We start from the raw sequence: 16,154 nt of genomic DNA, 5'->3' as shown, positions 1-16,154 counted from the left end.
AGAGGCGGCTTTCGCCGCCTCCGTTCTTGTGTCGCCCGCCTTTTACTGGCCGGTCGGAACTTTGGGCTCGCCCGAGGAGGGAGCCGGGGTGGTGGTCGCCGGGGCCGGCTGCTGCGCCGCTGGCGCGGCCGGCTGGTCGCCGGTGGGCACGGCGCCGGGCGCGGGCGTGGCCGGCGCCGGAGCCGCGGCGGGGGCCGCCGGCAGCTTGTCGAACACCGAATCATGGTGTGTGGCGGCGCGGTTCAGCAGGGCCAGCACCAGGCTGGTCACCAGGAAGGCGCCGAAGAGGATGGAGGTGGTGCGGGTCAGCAGGTTGGCGCTGCCCCGGGCCGTCATGAAGCCGCCCATGGTGCCGCCGCCCATACCCAGCCCGCCGCCTTCGGAACGCTGGACCAGGACGACGCCGACCAGCGCGATGCCGATCAGAATGTGCAAAACCAGGACGACGGTGGACATCGAAGCAGCAATCCTATCCAGCAGGCCAAAACAGGAGGTGTTGGCAAAACATAAAATAGCCGCCCGCCCCCATGCGGGGGCGGCCGACCTTCAAGCGCATCTCTTTACCCAGTCCGAACCCGGGGCGCTAGCGGCAAGTTTCCGCGATGGCCCAGAATTCGTCCGCCTTCAAGCTGGCGCCGCCCACCAGGGCCCCGTCCACATCGTCGATGTGGAGCAGGCTGGCCGCGTTGTCCGGCTTGACGGAACCGCCATATAAGATGCGCACGGCGTCCGGCTGATCAACCAGCGTTGCGAGACGGCGCCTGATCATGGAATGCATGGCTCCCACATCCTGGGGCGTGGGGGTGCGGCCGGTGCCGATGGCCCAGACGGGCTCGTACGCCACCACGGTGTTGGCGGCGGTGGCCCCGTCAGGCATGGACTCGTCCACCATGCGGGCGATGACATCCAGGGCGCGGCCGGCATCGCGCTCCGCCTCGGTCTCGCCGACGCAGACGATGGCAACCAGGCCGGCGCGGTGGGCAGCGGCGGCCTTGGCCTTGACCTCACCGCTCAGTTCGCCGTGGCCCTGCCGGCGCTCGGAATGGCCGACGATGACGTAGCGGCAGCCGGCATCCGCCAGCATGGGGGCCCCGATGTCCCCGGTGTGGGCCCCCGAATCCTTGCCGTGGCAATCCTGGCCGCCGACGCTGACCGGCGCGTCGGACACGGCCTGGACCACGGTGTGGATGAGGGTGGCGGGCGGACACAGCAGCATGTCGAAGGCGACGTCACCCGCCCCCAGCATGCGGCCGGCGAGATCGGAGGCCAATGCCGCGCCCCCTTCCCTCAGCCCATGCATTTTCCAATTACCGACAATGAACTTGCGGCGCATTTTGTTATCTCCCCGAGTTTAACGCACTCAAAGGAACAGGCGCGCGGGGGCCTTTATAGTGGTGGCCCACCTTGTCACACCTGTCCCTGTCGTCATGCTGTAACAGTCATGCGACGGCATTTCCATGATTCAGGCCGTGACAAGGCCGTGAGTCGGCACGTCCGGCCCATGCGCGTCGCCCGCCCAACCATCTATTGCCGGCCATGGTGCCTGCTTCTATGATGCCGCGCCCTGACGGGAGGGTGGGTATGCGGGGCCTCGGCCCCTTTCCCCACCCGCAAGCCAATTCGCAAGACGCAGCAGGCACATGCTTCAGTTCATCCGCAAATTCTCGGGCTCGTGGTTCTCCAAGATCCTGTTCGTGTTCCTGATCATCAGCTTCGGGATCTGGGGCGTGGGCCGGGTGGGCACCACCGTCAGTGACCAAGCTGTGGCCCGGGTTGGCGACACGGAGATCACCCCGCAAGACGTGGACCGCGCCTTCCGCCAGCAGGTGAACCGCCTGCGCCAGACCATGGGGCCTGAGTTCACCGCCGAACAGGCCAAGCAGATGGGCCTGATGCGCGCGGCGCTGCAGGACGAGATCCAGCGGGCGCTGATCAAGCAGGCCACCCACGATTTCGGCCTGCGCGTGTCGGAACAGGCGGCGGCGCAGAAGATCGCCGACATGCCCGTGTTCAAGGACAAGTCCGGCCAGTTCGATCCGATGCTGATGCGCGCCCTGCTGCGCCAGAACCAGCTGACCGAGGAAGAGATCGTCGGCGAGGTGCGCGAGGACATGGCCCGCACCGAGGTGACGGAGGCCCTGGCCGCCGGCGTGCGCGTGCCGCAGGCGCTGGCCCGCGACCTGGTGCGCTATCGCGGCGAGCAGCGCGGGGCGGAAACCCTGTTCGTGGCCGACAAGGCCATGCCGGATCCGGGCACGCCCGACCAGGCGGCGCTGGAGGCCTTCCACAAGGCCCAGGCCGCGCGCTACACGGCGCCCGAATACCGCGCCCTGACCGTGGTCACCCTGTCGACCGACGCCATCGCCAAGACCGAGGAGGTCAGCGACGAGGACCTGAAGAAGGCCTACGACGCCCGCGCCAAGGACTTCGTGAAGCCGGAACGCCGCGATCTGGACCAGGTGCTGGTCGACACCAAGGAACAGGCCGACAAGGTGGTCCAGGCTGCGGCCGGGGGTAAGTCGCTGGCCGACGCCGCCAAGGCCGCCGGCGTGACCATGCTGCCGCTGGCCGGCATCACCAAGGCCGACCTGCCGGCGGAGCTGCAGGAGATCGCCTTCTCGCTGCCCCAGGGCAAGGTGTCGGAACCGGTGAAGAGCGGGTTCGGCTGGCACGTCGTCGCCGTCACCAAGATCGTCCCCGGCAGCACCCAGACCCTGGACCAGGTGAAGGCCCAGCTGGTGGAGCAGGTGAAGGCCGAGCGCGCCACCGACCAGCTATACGACCTGTCGAACAAGCTGGACGACGCCATTTCCGGCGGCGCCTCGCTGGAGGAGGCCGCCAAGAAGGTGGACGCGACGGTGACCAAGATCGCCGCCGTGGACCGCGACGGCAAGGACGCCGCCGGCAAGCCGGTGACCGGCCTGGCCGCCCCCATCGCCAAGGTGGTGCAGACCGCCTTCGGCCTGGCCTCTGGCGACACCAGCAGCACCACGGAAGGCGAGCGCAACAAGAGCTATTTCGCCGTGCGCGTCGACAGCGTGCAGGCCCCAGCCCTGAAGCCGCTGGACCAGGTGAAGGACCAGGTCATCGCCGACTGGAAGTCCAGCAAGCGCGACGAGGCCGCCAAGGCCAAGGCCAAGGAGATCGCCGACAAGCTGAAGGCCGGCGCCTCGCCCGAGCAGGTGGCCAAGGAGACGGGCGCCGTCTATACCCGCCAGCCGCCGGTGGGCCGTACCCCGCCCAAGGACAGCCCCCTGACGCCCGAGCTGGTGGACGCCCTGTTCACCCTGAAGCCGGGGGAGATCACCACCGGCCCCGTGGCCGACGGCCAGATGGTCGTGCGCCTGGCGGCGCTGGTGCCCATGCCGGAACCGCTGCTGGCTGACCGCGCCACCGTGGCCGCCAAGCAGCTACGCGACGGCGTGGCCGGCGACCTCTACGTCCAGTTCCTGGACGCCCTGCGCCAGCGCTACCGCATCACCGAGAACCGGACGCTGCTGCAGCGCCTGGAACACCAGGAGTAAGGTGACGTGATCCCCTTCCCCGATGAGACGGCCTTCGGCACGGCGTACGCTGCAGGCCAGGCGCAGGTCGTCTGGACGCGGCTGGTCAGCGACCTGGAGACGCCCGTCGCCGCCATGCTGAAGCTGGCGCATGGGCGCCCGTTCTCCTTCCTCCTGGAATCGGTCACCGGCGGCTCCGTCCGCGGCCGTTATTCCCTGATCGGGCTAAAGCCCGACCTGATCTGGAAAAGCAAGGGGACCCAGGCCTGGATCAACCGGCGGGCCGCCACCGACCCGGCGGCGTTCGAGCCGTTGTCGGCCCCGCCCCTGGACGCCCTGGCCGATGTGCTGGAGGAAAGCCGCATCGACCTGCCGGCGCACCTGCCGCCCATGTCCGCCGGCCTGTTCGGCTATCTCGGCTATGACATGGTCCGGCTCATGGAAAAGCTGCCGGAGAAGAACCGGGACGCGCTGGGGGTGGAAGATGCTGTCCTCATCCGCCCGACCATCATGGCCATCTTCGACAGCATCGAGAACGTGGTCACGCTGGTGACCCCGGTGCGGCCGCAGGCGGGGGTGTCGGCGGAAGCGGCCTACCTGGCCGCCAAGGAACGCTTGGCCGACGCCATGGCCGACCTGGACCGGCCGCTGCCCGTGGGCCACGATGCGGTGGGCGAGGTCGAGGGCCTGCCCGACCCGTCCTCCAACGTCAGCCGCGCCGACTATCACGCCATGGTGGAGAAGGCGAAGGAGTACATCCGCGCCGGCGACATCTTCCAGGTGGTGCCCAGCCAGCGCTTCTCCGTCCCCTTCGCCCTGCCGCCCTTCGCGCTCTACCGCGCGCTCAGGCGCATCAACCCCTCGCCCTTCCTGTTCTTCCTGGATTTCGGCGATCTGGCCGTGGTCGGCTCCAGCCCCGAGATCCTGGTGCGATTGCGGGACGACACCGTCACCATCCGCCCCATCGCCGGCACCCGCCGCCGCGGCAAGACCCCGGCGGAGGACAAGGAGCTGGAGGCGGATCTGCTGTCCGACCCCAAGGAGCTGTCAGAGCACCTGATGCTGCTGGACCTGGGGCGCAACGACGTGGGCCGGGTGGCCGAGGTGGGCACGGTCACGGTGACCGAGCGCTTCACCATCGAGCACTATTCCCATGTGATGCACATCGTCTCCAACGTTGAGGGCAAGCTGGACAAGTCCCGCTTCAACGCCATCAACGCCCTGGTGGGCGGCTTCCCCGCCGGCACCGTCTCCGGCGCGCCCAAGGTGCGCGCCATGGAGATCATCGAGGAGCTGGAGGGCACGCGGCGCGGCATCTATGGCGGCTGCATCGGCTATTTCGCCGCCAACGGCACCATGGACACCTGCATCGCCCTGCGCACCGCCGTCATCAAGGACGGCGTCATGCACGTCCAGGCGGGCGGCGGCGTCGTGGCCGACAGCGATCCCGAGGCCGAGTACCAGGAGACCGTGAACAAGGCCAAGGCCCTGTTCAAGGCCGCCGAGGAGGCCGTGCGCTACGCCCAGGAAAAACGGTCGACGCGGAATATCTGAAGGCCGCTTGAAAGAAAAGCCGCCGGTGGGAGCCCCTGCCGGCGGCTTTTTTATGGTCTGCGCGCGTCACGGAGAAAACGCGCCGCACCTCTCAGGCGCCTGCCCACCCAGCTTGCATGGGCGGTGGTCAGACCGGCCCGACGAAGTCGAAGCCGGCATCCTCGACGGCGCGTTTCACCTGGTCGCCATCGGCGGGGCCGGTGACGGCCACCACGCCGGCCTCAAGGTCCACGGACACCTCGACCGTGGGACTGACCGCCTGGATGGCCTTGGTCACCGACCGGGCGCAGCCCTGGCAGGTCATGCCGTCGATCCGATATGACGCGCTCATCTCTCTCTCCAAACTGCCACGGGCTGCAAACCGCCACCGGCCAAGCGGCCCCAAGCCAAACCGCCAAGGCCGCCCTGCCGGACGTGAAAGGGCTTTTAGCTCCCACCCGGCGGGGGCGCTATGACGGACGTCAATGGCACCAGCGTGAAGCCCTTGGCGGCCAGGGTGGGCAGCCAATGCTCCAGCGCCGTCAAGGTGACGTCGTGGGGATGGCCGATGGCGATGGCGGTGCCATGGCGGCGGGCCACCTCCTCCACCTTGGCCAGCATGGCCTGCACCGCCTTGGGCGTTTGGTCGTCGTCCAGGAAGACGTCGCGGCTGACCAGCGGCAGATGGTAGCGCGCGGCCAGTTCCGGTCCCTTGGTGTCGGGCGTGGTGCGGCTGTCCAGGAACATCAGGCCGCGCCGCGACAATTCGGCCAGCACGACGGCCAGCTTGCCCTCATTGGCGGTGAAGCGGCTGCCCATGTGGTTGTTGATGCCGACATAGCCATCGAAGGAGGCGAGATCCGTTTCCAGGCGCCGCTGTATTTCCTCATCGCTGAGGTTCACGGTCAGGGCACCGGGGCCTGGGTCGGCCTTGCCCATCGGCTCCATGGGCACATGGACGATCAGCTCATGCCCCGCCGCCCTTGCCGCCCGGGTCTGCTCGGCCAGATCGTGGGCATAGGGCAGCCAGGCGGTGGTGACCGGGCCCGGCAATGCCACGGCGCGGGTGGACCGGGGCCGATCCAGGCCCAGATCGTCGATCACCAGCACGATGCGCGCATGCGCGGCACCGGGCACGGGGGGCGCCATCGGGGGCGCCGGCACGGCGTTGCGCCGCCAGGCGGCGCCGGCCTTGCCAGCTTCCGGCTTGCCCGGCTCAGGCTTGGGCGCCTCGGCCTTGGGCGGCACAGTTGGCGGCGGCGTCAACGCTTCGGCATGCTGTTCCGGCAGCGGCGCCACGGGCGGGGCGGACGGCGTGCCGGGCGGGCGGGGGCCAGTCTTGGTTGGTCCCGATGGGGCGGGCGCGGTCGCAACCGCGGGCTTGTGCGGATGGCGGTTGCCCAGCACATAGGCGCCCAGCAGGGCGACGATGGCCGTGAGGCCGACGATGCCAGCCAGTTGCGCCCGGGTCAGGCTGATCCGGGCGCCTTTGCGCCGGCGCGCGGGCGCACGCTTGGCGGGGCCCTTCTGGCCGGGCCGTCCCAGCGGCGGCGGGGGAGTGACGCGGCGGGGCATCAGCGGGCCCCCATGGTGGGAACGGACGTGGCGGGAACGGTCGCGGTGGAAACGGTCATGCCTGTCCCTTGAAGAAGCACCGGCAGCGTGTCGCCGGCCGGCCCACCACTAGTGCTACAGCGCCGGCGTACTGGCAATCTCCTAGGCGGCTTATGCCGCTTATCGGATCCGCACCCAATCCGGTTGCCCTGCCAACATCGGCCGGACTACTGTAAGCCGCCTCTGGTGTAAGCCGCCTTTGGCCATGTCCAATTTCCCCGAACGGGTCCCAGATCATGCTGCTGCTCATCGATAATTACGATAGCTTCACGTACAACCTCGTGCATTACATCGGCGAGCTGGGCGCCGACGTGGCCGTCTGGCGCAACAACGCGCTGAGTGTGGACGACGCGCTGGCCCTGAAGCCGGAGGCCATCGTCCTCTCCCCCGGCCCCTGCGATCCCGACAAGGCCGGCATCTGCCTGCCCCTGATCGCCGCCGCCGCGGACAAGCGCATCCCCCTGTTCGGCGTCTGCCTGGGCCACCAGGCCATCGGCCAGGCCTTCGGCGGCCGTGTCATCCGCGCGCCCCTGCCCATGCACGGCAAGGTCAGCCAGGTCAGCCATGCCGACGGCGGCGTCATGAAGGGCCTGCCCTCGCCCTTCGCCGCCACGCGTTACCACTCCCTGATCGTGGAGCGGGAAACCCTGCCGGCGGAGCTGGAGTCGGTCGCCTGGATCGAGGGCGGGCCCCAGGGGAACGTTGAGGACCAGATGATCATGGCCCTGCGCCACCGCACCCTGCCCATCCACGGCGTGCAGTTCCATCCCGAGAGCATCGCCTCCGACCATGGCCACCAGATCCTGGCGAACTTCCTGGATTTCGCCGGCGTGGCGCGCAAGGCCGTCAAGAAGACCGGCCTGGCGGCATGAGTGGTGACATCGGCGACATGAAGGCGCTGCTCGGCCGGGTGGCCGAGGGCAAGCGCCTGTCTGAGGATCAGGCCCTGGCCGCCTTCGACATCATCATGTCCGGCAACGCAACCCCATCGCAGATGGGGGGCTTTCTTATGGCGCTGCGCGTGCGCGGCGAAACGGTGGATGAGATCACCGGCGCGGTGCGCGCCCTGCGCGGCCGCGCCGCCCGCATCGATTGCCCCCCCGGCACCATCGACACCTGCGGCACCGGCGGCGACGCCAGCGGCACCTACAACATCTCCACCGCCGTGGCCTTCGTCCTGGCCGCCTGCGGCGTGCCGGTGGCCAAGCACGGCAACCGCGCCCTGTCCTCAAAGTCCGGCGCCGCCGACGTGCTGGGCCAGTTGGGCGTGAACGTGGAGGCGGAGCTGGAGGCCGTGCGCGCGGCCCTGTGGCAGGACGGCATCACCTTCCTGATGGCCACCCGCCACCATGGCGCCATGCGCAATGTCGGCCCGACCCGGGTGGAACTGGGCACCCGCACCATCTTCAACCTGACCGGGCCCCTGTCCAACCCGGCGGGGGCGCGGCGCCAGTTGATGGGCGTGTTCGCCGAGCGCTGGGTGGAACCGCTGGCCCAGGTGCTGAACCGCCTGGGCACCGAGGTCGCCTGGGTGGTCAGCGGCGAGGACGGGCTGGACGAGATCACCACCACCGGCGCCACCCATGTGGCGGAATTGCGCCACGGCGCCGTCCGCCGCTTCCAGGTGACGCCGGAGGATGCCGGCCTGCCGCGCGCCCGGCCGCAGGACATCAAGGGCGGCGACGCGGCGGAGAACGCCCGCGCGCTGCGTGCCCTGCTGGCGGGCGAACGCGGCGCCTACCGTGACATTGTTCTGATCAATGCCGCCGCCGCCTTGATCGTCGCGGACAAGGCCACCACTTTGCGTGACGGCGTGGCCCAGGCGGCCCAGGCCCTGGACGACGGCCGCGCCGCCGCCAAGCTGGCGGCCCTGGTCCACCACTGCCCCCTGCCGCCCCCGGTGACGGAAGAAGCCGCCCCGGCAACAGCGGCGGCGAAAAACGAAGGAACCCGCTGATGAGCGATGTCCTGGCCCGGATTTGCGCCGACAAGCGCGACCATATCGCCAATGCCAAGGCCGCCCGCCCCCTGGCGGAGGTGGAACGGGCGGCGCGCGACGCCGGCCCCACCCGCGGTTTCGCCCGCGCCCTGCAGGCCAAGGTGGACGCGGGGCTCTACGCCCTGATCGCCGAGATCAAGAAGGCCAGCCCCAGCAAGGGCCTGATCCGTGCGGATTTCGATCCGCCGGCCCTGGCCAAGGCCTATCAGGAGGGCGGCGCCGCCTGCCTGTCGGTGCTGACCGACGTGCCCTATTTCCAGGGGGCGGATGAGTATCTGGTGGCGGCCCGCGCGGCTTGCGACCTGCCGGTGCTGCGCAAGGACTTCATGCTCGACCCCTATCAGGTGGCCGAGGCCCGCGCCCTGGGCGCCGACTGCATCCTGCTGATCATGGCGGCACTGGACGATGCCCAGGCGGCGGAGCTGTATGACGCCGCCACCGGCTGGGGCATGGACGTGCTGGTCGAGGTGCACGACGCCGACGAGATGCGCCGGGCCCTGGCCCTGCCCGGCGGCCTGCTGGGCGTGAACAACCGCAACCTCAAGACCCTATCCATCGACCTCGCCACCACCGAGATGCTGGCCGGCATGGTGCCGCCCGGCCGCCATCTGGTGGCGGAAAGCGGCCTGTACAGCCCGCAGGACCTGATGCGCATGGAGATCGTGGGCGCCCGCCGCTTCCTGGTCGGCGAGTCGCTGATGCGCCAGGCCGACGTGGCGGCCGCCACCCGCGCCTTGCTGGGCCTGGACCAGAAGGTCGCCTGACATGGCGGAGAACAGCGGCTTCACCCATTTCGACGCCGCCGGCCAGGCGGTGATGGTCGACGTCTCCGACAAGGCGGAGACGGAGCGCCTGGCCATCGCCCGCGGCCGCGTGGTCATGAAGGCCGAAACGCTGGCCCTGATCCAGGCCGGGCAGATGGGCAAGGGCGACGTGCTGGGCGTGGCGCGTCTGGCCGGCATCATGGCGGCCAAGCGCACGCCCGACCTGATCCCCCTCTGCCACCCGCTGGCCCTGACCAAGGTGACGGTGGACCTGACCTGCCTGCCCGACCAGAACGCGGTGGAAATCGAGGCCACGGCCAAGCTGAAGGGCCGCACCGGCGTGGAGATGGAGGCGCTGACCGCCGTCAGCGTCGCGGCCTTGACCCTTTATGACATGTGCAAGGCGGTGGATAAGGGCATGGTCATCGCCGATATCCGCCTGGTCGCCAAGGACGGCGGCAAAAGCGGCCCCTACCGCGCGGACACTCCCTGACCCCGCCCCCAAAGCTGTTGCCAAGGCCCGCCCATGATCCCCGTTGATGAAGCGCTGGCGCGCATCCTGTCGCACTTCCAGCCGGTGGCCGGGGAGTTGGTGGGGGTGGGCGAGGCAGTGGACCGTGTCCTGGCCGCCGACGTCGTCGCCCGCGTGACCCAGCCGCCGACCGCCGTTTCCGCCATGGACGGCTGGGCCGTGCGGGGATCGGACCTGGCCACCCTGCCCGCCACCCTGACCCGCATCGGCGAGGCGCCGGCCGGCCGGCCCTACACCGGCACCGTCGCCCCGGGGCAGGCCGTGCGCCTGTTCACCGGCAGCGTCATCCCGGATGGCGCCGACACGGTGGTGCTGCAGGAGGATTGCGACGACCTGGGCCACGCCGTGCGCGTGCGCGAGGGCACGCCCGGCCGTTGGGTGCGCGCCGCCGGCCTGGACTTCACCGCGGGCACCGTGGGCCTGAGGGCCGGCCGCCGCCTGACCGTGCGCGACGTGGCCCTGGCCGCCGCCATGAACCACCCCTTCCTGACGGTGCGTCGTCGCCCCCGCGTCGCCATCCTGGCCACGGGTGACGAGGTGGTGATGCCGGGCGAACCGCTGGGCCCGGGCCAGATCGTCAGCAGCAACGGCCTGGCGCTGGCGGCCCTGGTGCGGCGCCACGGCGGCATCCCCGTCAACCTGGGCATCGCGCCCGACGACGCCGACACCCTGGGCATCCTGGCGCGCGGGGCCGCGGGCTGCGACCTGCTGGTCACCACCGGCGGCGCCTCCGTCGGGGAACACGACCTGATCCGCAACGTGCTGGGCGCCCAGGGTCTGGAACTGGACTTCTGGAAGATCGCCATGCGACCGGGCAAGCCGCTGATGTTCGGGCGCCTGGGCGCCACCCCCCTGCTGGGGCTGCCGGGCAACCCCGTCTCCAGCCTGGTGTGCGCCGCCCTGTTCCTGGTGCCGGCCCTGCGGCGCCTGCAGGGCCTGGACCCGGCGGAACCGCACCGGGCGCGGGCGGCACTGGGGGCCCCCCTGCCCGCCAATGATCGGCGCCAGGATTACCTACGCGCCACGCTGCGCCCCGGCGATGGCGCCCTGCCCATCGCGACCACCTTCGGCCAGCAGGACAGTTCCATGCTGAGTCGCCTGGCGGCGGCGGATTGCCTGATCGTCCGGCCGCCCCACGCCCCCGCCGCCGAGGCCGGTGACACCGTGGACATCGTGCCGCTTGACGGGATTTAAGCCGCCAGCCGTGGAGCCCGCCCTAAATCTGTCATCGTCTGATGGTTTTTGATCGCTAACGCTTGACGTGGGCCGTGAACCAAAATAGAACATGGCCAGTACGTTTCGGGTTTGTTCCATATATAGCGGTTCGACGCAGCGAAGGGGGCGATATGCTGACGCGTAAGCAACAGGAGCTTCTGCTGTACATTCACCAGCATCTGGGTGAAGGCGGCGTCTCCCCCTCATTCGATGAGATGAAGGACGCTTTGGGCCTGAAGTCCAAGTCCGGCATCCACCGCCTGATCACCGGGCTGGAGGAGCGCGGCTTCATCCGCCGCCTGCCGCACCGCGCCCGCGCGCTGGAGGTGCTGCGCCTGCCGGAGACGACGCCGGCGCCGAAGAAGGCCGCCGCCGAGGTCGAACCCCGGTTCAAGCCCAATGTCATCAAGGCCGACTTCCAGGCCGGGCTGCCGGGCAAGGACCCGGGTGACGCCGTCGGCTCCGTGAGCCTGCCGCTGTATGGCCGCATCGCCGCCGGTCTGCCCATCGAGGCGCTGCGCGACAGCGGCAGCAGCATCGACATCCCCGTTTCCATGCTGGGCATCGGGGAGCATTACGCCCTGGAGGTGGCCGGCGACAGTATGGTCGAGGCCGGCATCCATGACGGCGACACGGTCATCATCCAGCGCTGCGAGACGGCGGAGAACGGCGCCATCGTCGTCGCCCTGGTGGACGCCGCCGAGGTGACGCTGAAGCGCCTGCGCCGCAAGAACAACTCCATCGCCCTGGAACCGGCCAACCCCTCCTACGAGACGCGGGTGTTCGGCGCCGACCGGGTGCGGGTACAGGGCCGCCTGGTCGGTTTGTTCCGCCGGTATTGATCATTCCCTGCCGATCTAGGCTGCGACTGCGGCCGCCGGAGCGTTTCGGGGAGCGTAAGCGGACTGAAACGCGAGGATAGCCAAGCCGCCGGATGGCGGTGCCCGGCACCTGAGGGGAAAACAAAGGTAAAACGGCCCTGGTGACATCAGTCCCAGGGCCGTTTGCTTTGCGGATCGTGCACCGTCTCGATGCGGATGGCGCCCCGCTCGAAATACAGGGCATGGGCGCCGCGCGCCGCCAGCACGTCGGGGCCGATGACCTGAGGGGCGTCACAGCCCGCGGCCGGCACGCGGGAGATGACCAAATCGGCGTTGTCGCAATCCTCCGCCAGGGCGTCCCGCGTCCAGGCGATGGCGACCAAGCGCCCCTCCGGCTCGGCCGGATCGCGCCTGTCCGGCCGATAGAGATCGGGGTGGTAAAGGCAGCCCAGGCTGTCGCAGCGCAGGCTGCCGTCATCCGTGCCCACGGTGGGCCAGGCGGGGGGCCGCCCCTCCCCGCCATCGCGCTTGCCCCAGGTCTCCACCTCGAAACCGCCGCCGCGCGAGGACGACAGCCACAGCTTGCCGCCCCCATCGCGCACCGCCACCATGGTGCCGCCACCCGACACCACCATGTCCGGCCGGGGCGTCAGCGGCGCCAACACGCAGCCCAGGGCGATGGGCGCCAGACCGATCAGGCGCCAGCGGCGGCGCCAGAGCATCAGCCACAGGCCCCCCACCACCATGAGACCGAAGGCCAGGTCGGACAGGGCGGCGCCGTGCAGGGCGGCCCCCGGCAAGGCGGCGGTGATACGGGCCGTCCACAGGATGCCCTGGCAGCCCCAGCCGATCATGTCGATGATCCAGCCCTCCAGGTGGAACGGCATGGCGACATAGGCCACCAGGCACAGCGGCATGATCCACAGCTCGGTGATGGGGATGCCGATGAGGTTGGCCAGCACGCCGTAATTCGCCACCTGCTGGAAGTGGTAGAGGCAGAACGGCATGGTGGCGATGGTGGAGATGATGGAGGTCAGGCACAGTCCCCCGACGAACAGCACCACGCGCCGCGGCCAGCCGCCCTCCTTGCGCCAACGGCTCAGCGGCTCGCGCAGCACCTCATAGGCGCTGATCAGCGCCAGCACGGCGCCGAAGCTCATCTGGAAACTGGGACCGGGCAACTGCTCCGGCTGGTACAGCAGGCAGAGGATGCCGGCCACGGCGATGGCCCGGGGGCTCAGCACCGAGCGGTCGGCCAGAATGGCCACCATGGCCAGCGCTGTCATGAGGACGGAGCGCAAGGTCGGCACCTGTGCCCCCACCAGCATCATATAGGCCAGGGTCGCCAGGATGGCGAAGGCGGCCGCCCATTTCTTGATGGCATATCGCAGCGCCACCCCCTCCCAGAGCGCCAACGCGGCGCGGGCGGTGAAATAGAAGATGGCCGCCACCAGGCTTATGTGCAGGCCGGAGATGGACAGGATGTGCTGCAGGCCGGAAACGCGCATGGCCTGCAGGTCATCAGGCGGAATGCCGGTCTGCTCCCCATTCAGCAGGGCGATGGCGATCATGGCGGGCGCGCCCGTCAGCCGTTCGGCCACACGGGCGGCGATCAGCTCGCGCAGGGCCACCACCCGGTCGTTCACCCACCCAAGCACGCCCACCGGCGCCGGCGCCACCACCTCCGGCGTTTTGAAGGCGAAGCCCACGGCGCCGATGCCCTGGTAGAAGGCGGAGCGGCGGAAGTCGTAGGCGCCGGGCTCCGGGCTGTCGGGCGGCGGGCGCAGGGCGGCCAGGATGCGAACGCGCGTACCCGCCGGCGGGGCCGCGTCGGTCGGCCGCAAGCGGATGCGTACGGCCGGGGGCGTCGCCTCCGCCGCCAGGCGGGGGATATGGGGATCGGCCAAGGTGACCCGTACGCCCTTGTCCAGGCGCTCGACATTGGCGACGCGGCCTTCCACGGGAACCGGGCCCAGGGGGCGTTGAAGAATTGGCGTCTTCAGCCAGGTGGTGCGCGCCTGCACCGCCGTGAACCCAACCCCCAAGGCCAGCAAGGCGCCCAGCGTCAGGCGCAGTGGCAGCCGATCACCCGCCAGCAGGTACAGGCCGAGAACGCCCAAGGCGAACAGCAGGCCGCTCCACGGGGGCGGTTCGCCCGGCAGGGCGAAATAAAGGGCGATTCCGGCCCCCAGGAAGACCGGCACCCAAAGGACCCACCGTTCGCGCTCTTCCACCAAATTGACATACGCAGATGCGACAATGCTGACTAACGCGCCGAGCACACGATGTGTGACGCGCATCACATCTGACGGGGGTGGCTCGGTTCCAAATTCGCTCCGCCCAGTAGTTAAATAGGACGGAACGCCCACGTTCCAATCCTGTTCCCCGCTACCGGGCGACCGGCCTGCGGGCGCAAGATTTGGAGGACTGCCAGTCTGTCCAGCGGGACCCGCCTCAGGGTGCATCTTCGTTCCGGGTGTGCTATCTCAGCGGCTTCCGCATCCTGGTGATGCGCCCTTGGCGGCTATCCTGCCGCCGGACCTTATCACCAGACATCTCGATAGTCGCGTCGCGTCGTCAACCTTTGGATGACGTCCCCTCGGGAGACCGTCTCCGAAGCCCCTGGCGAAGCGCCGCCCGCCCGCATGCCGGAGAGTGCGTTTCCCATGAGTGTCGTCACCCGCTTCGCCCCGTCCCCCACCGGCTACCTGCACATTGGCGGCGCCCGTACCGCCCTGTTCAACTGGCTGTACGCCCGCCATCACGGCGGCACCTTCCTGCTGCGCATCGAGGATACGGACCGGGCGCGCTCCACCCAGGCGGCGGTCGACGCCATCATCGACGGCCTGAGCTGGCTGGGCCTGACCTGGGATGGCGACGCCGTCAGCCAGTTCGAGCGGCGCGAGCGTCATGCCGAGGTGGCGCGCACCATGCTGGCCCAGGGCCACGCCTATTACTGCTATTGCTCGCCGGAAGAGCTGGAAGCGATGCGGGAGCAGCAGAAGGCCGCCGGCCTGCCGGTGCGCTACGACGGGCGCTGGCGCGACCGCGATCCGTCGGAAGCGCCCGCCGGCGTCGCCCCCGTCATCCGCCTGAAGGCCCCGCGTGAAGGCGAGACGGTCCTGCACGACAAGGTGCAGGGCGAGGTACGGGTGCAGAACAGCCAGTTGGACGACATGGTGCTGCTGCGCGCCGACGGTACGCCCACGTACATGCTGTCGGTGGTGGTGGACGACCAGGACATGGGTGTCACCCAGGTCATCCGTGGCGACGACCACCTGACCAACACCTTCCGCCAGTTGCAGATTTACCAGGCCATGGGCTGGACGCCGCCGGACTTCGCCCACATCCCCCTGATCCATGGCCCCGACGGCGCCAAGCTCAGCAAGCGCCACGGCGCCCTGGGGGCCGAGGCCTACCGCGACCTGGGCTATCTGCCGGAAGCGCTGCGCAACTACCTGCTGCGGCTGGGCTGGAGCCATGGCGATGACGAGATCATCAGCACCGAGGACGCCGTCGCCTGGTTCAACCTGGAAGGCATCGGCCGCTCCCCCTCGCGCATGGATTACGCCAAGCTGGACAACCTGAACGGCCATTACATCCGGCAGGCCGACGACGACCGGCTGGTCGGCCTCATCGCCCCCCGCCTGGCCACGGCGCTGGGGCGGGAGCTGACGGAGGGCGAGCGCGACGTGCTGCGCCGCGCCATGCCGGGCCTGAAGGCGCGGGCCAAGACCCTGGTGGAACTTGCGGCCGGCGCACAGTTTTATGTCACGACGCGCCCCCTACCGCTGGACGACAAGGCTTCCCAACTGTTGTCGGACGAGGCGCGCGCCCAGCTGGCGGTGCTCGCCGCGCGGTTCGCGGCCGCGTCCGACTGGACCGCGGCGGCCCTTGAGGAAATCGTCCGCGCGTACGCCGGGGAGACGGGCCTGAAGCTGGGCAAATTGGCCCAGCCGTTGCGCGCCGCACTCTCCGGCTCCACCGTGTCGCCGCCGATTTTCGAGGTGGCGGAAGTCTTGGGCCGGGACGAAACCCTGGCCCGTATCAGCGATGTCGCAGGGGGTGCGTGAACCCTCCTGGCGTCATTGCCTTCGGCGGTGCGGAACACTACACTCCGCACCGCGTCATAAAGACCAATAAGGGGCAGAGGGCCCCACTTCGTATAAACAA

14 protein-coding genes are annotated in these 16,154 nt (G+C 69.5%); 9 read left to right on the top strand and 5 right to left on the bottom strand.

From position 1 onward, the window contains the following. Positions 1 to 42 precede the first annotated feature (42 nt). Positions 43 to 456: a preprotein translocase subunit SecG gene (gene secG, locus ULB03_RS11965; protein WP_322483330.1), complete on the bottom strand. Its 414-nt coding sequence runs from the start codon at positions 454 to 456 to the stop codon at positions 43 to 45. A 127-nt stretch (positions 457 to 583) separates the two neighbouring features. Then, positions 584 to 1,333, bottom strand: coding sequence for a triose-phosphate isomerase (gene tpiA, locus ULB03_RS11960; protein ID WP_322483329.1), 750 nt, complete (start codon positions 1,331 to 1,333; stop codon positions 584 to 586). Between the two features lie 307 nt (positions 1,334 to 1,640). Here tpiA and ULB03_RS11955 point away from each other — a divergent pair, with 307 nt between their 5' ends. Then, positions 1,641 to 3,524, top strand: a complete 1,884-nt coding sequence (locus ULB03_RS11955) for a peptidylprolyl isomerase (protein ID WP_322483328.1) — start codon at positions 1,641 to 1,643, stop codon at positions 3,522 to 3,524. Positions 3,525 to 3,530: 6 nt separating this feature from the next. Continuing rightward, a complete protein-coding gene (gene trpE, locus ULB03_RS11950; protein ID WP_322483327.1) occupies positions 3,531 to 5,057 on the top strand; it encodes an anthranilate synthase component I in 1,527 nt (508 codons plus the stop codon). A gap of 127 nt (positions 5,058 to 5,184) precedes the next feature. On the opposite strand, the gene ULB03_RS11945 is transcribed toward trpE, so the two are convergent. Both ULB03_RS11945 and ULB03_RS11940 read right to left on the bottom strand, forming a co-directional pair. Then, on the bottom strand, positions 5,185 to 5,388 hold the full coding sequence (locus ULB03_RS11945; RefSeq protein WP_322483326.1) for a heavy-metal-associated domain-containing protein: 204 nt from the start codon (positions 5,386 to 5,388) through the stop codon (positions 5,185 to 5,187). Between the two features lie 95 nt (positions 5,389 to 5,483). Then, entirely contained in the window at positions 5,484 to 6,611 is a 1,128-nt protein-coding gene (locus ULB03_RS11940) for a divergent polysaccharide deacetylase family protein (protein ID WP_322483325.1), read from the bottom strand. Positions 6,612 to 6,886: 275 nt separating this feature from the next. On the opposite strand from ULB03_RS11940, the gene ULB03_RS11935 reads away from it, so the two are divergent. The 6 genes from ULB03_RS11935 to lexA all read left to right on the top strand — a co-directional run bounded on the left by ULB03_RS11935 (position 6,887) and on the right by lexA (position 12,002). Continuing rightward, positions 6,887 to 7,522: an anthranilate synthase component II gene (locus ULB03_RS11935; RefSeq protein ID WP_322483324.1), complete on the top strand. Its 636-nt coding sequence runs from the start codon at positions 6,887 to 6,889 to the stop codon at positions 7,520 to 7,522. Beyond that, positions 7,519 to 8,607 (top strand): anthranilate phosphoribosyltransferase, encoded by a 1,089-nt coding sequence (gene trpD / locus ULB03_RS11930; protein ID WP_322483323.1) that lies wholly within the window; start codon positions 7,519 to 7,521, stop codon positions 8,605 to 8,607. The genes ULB03_RS11935 and trpD overlap by 4 nt, the downstream gene beginning before the upstream one ends. Then, positions 8,607 to 9,413, top strand: a complete 807-nt coding sequence (gene trpC / locus ULB03_RS11925) for an indole-3-glycerol phosphate synthase TrpC (protein ID WP_322483322.1) — start codon at positions 8,607 to 8,609, stop codon at positions 9,411 to 9,413. The genes trpD and trpC overlap by 1 nt, the downstream gene beginning before the upstream one ends. A gap of 1 nt (position 9,414) precedes the next feature. Next, positions 9,415 to 9,906: a cyclic pyranopterin monophosphate synthase MoaC gene (gene moaC / locus ULB03_RS11920; RefSeq protein ID WP_322483321.1), complete on the top strand. Its 492-nt coding sequence runs from the start codon at positions 9,415 to 9,417 to the stop codon at positions 9,904 to 9,906. A 33-nt stretch (positions 9,907 to 9,939) separates the two neighbouring features. Further along, positions 9,940 to 11,139, top strand: a complete 1,200-nt coding sequence (locus ULB03_RS11915; protein ID WP_322483320.1) for a molybdopterin molybdotransferase MoeA — start codon at positions 9,940 to 9,942, stop codon at positions 11,137 to 11,139. Positions 11,140 to 11,291: 152 nt separating this feature from the next. Next, positions 11,292 to 12,002: a transcriptional repressor LexA gene (lexA, locus tag ULB03_RS11910; RefSeq protein WP_322483319.1), complete on the top strand. Its 711-nt coding sequence runs from the start codon at positions 11,292 to 11,294 to the stop codon at positions 12,000 to 12,002. A 146-nt stretch (positions 12,003 to 12,148) separates the two neighbouring features. Here lexA and ULB03_RS11905 read toward each other — a convergent pair whose 3' ends face one another. Further along, complete coding sequence (locus ULB03_RS11905; protein WP_322483318.1) at positions 12,149 to 14,185, bottom strand: ComEC/Rec2 family competence protein; 2,037 nt, start codon at positions 14,183 to 14,185, stop codon at positions 12,149 to 12,151. Positions 14,186 to 14,647: 462 nt separating this feature from the next. On the opposite strand from ULB03_RS11905, the gene gltX reads away from it, so the two are divergent. Further along, complete coding sequence (gene gltX / locus ULB03_RS11900; RefSeq protein WP_322483317.1) at positions 14,648 to 16,054, top strand: glutamate--tRNA ligase; 1,407 nt, start codon at positions 14,648 to 14,650, stop codon at positions 16,052 to 16,054. Positions 16,055 to 16,154 lie beyond the last annotated feature (100 nt).

The sequence above is a fragment of the Nitrospirillum goiasense genome, from assembly GCF_034427435.1.
Lineage (GTDB): Bacteria > Pseudomonadota > Alphaproteobacteria > Azospirillales > Azospirillaceae > Nitrospirillum.
The sequence above is the reverse complement of the archived record's forward strand: the minus strand, read 5'-3'. Positions and strand labels throughout refer to the sequence as shown.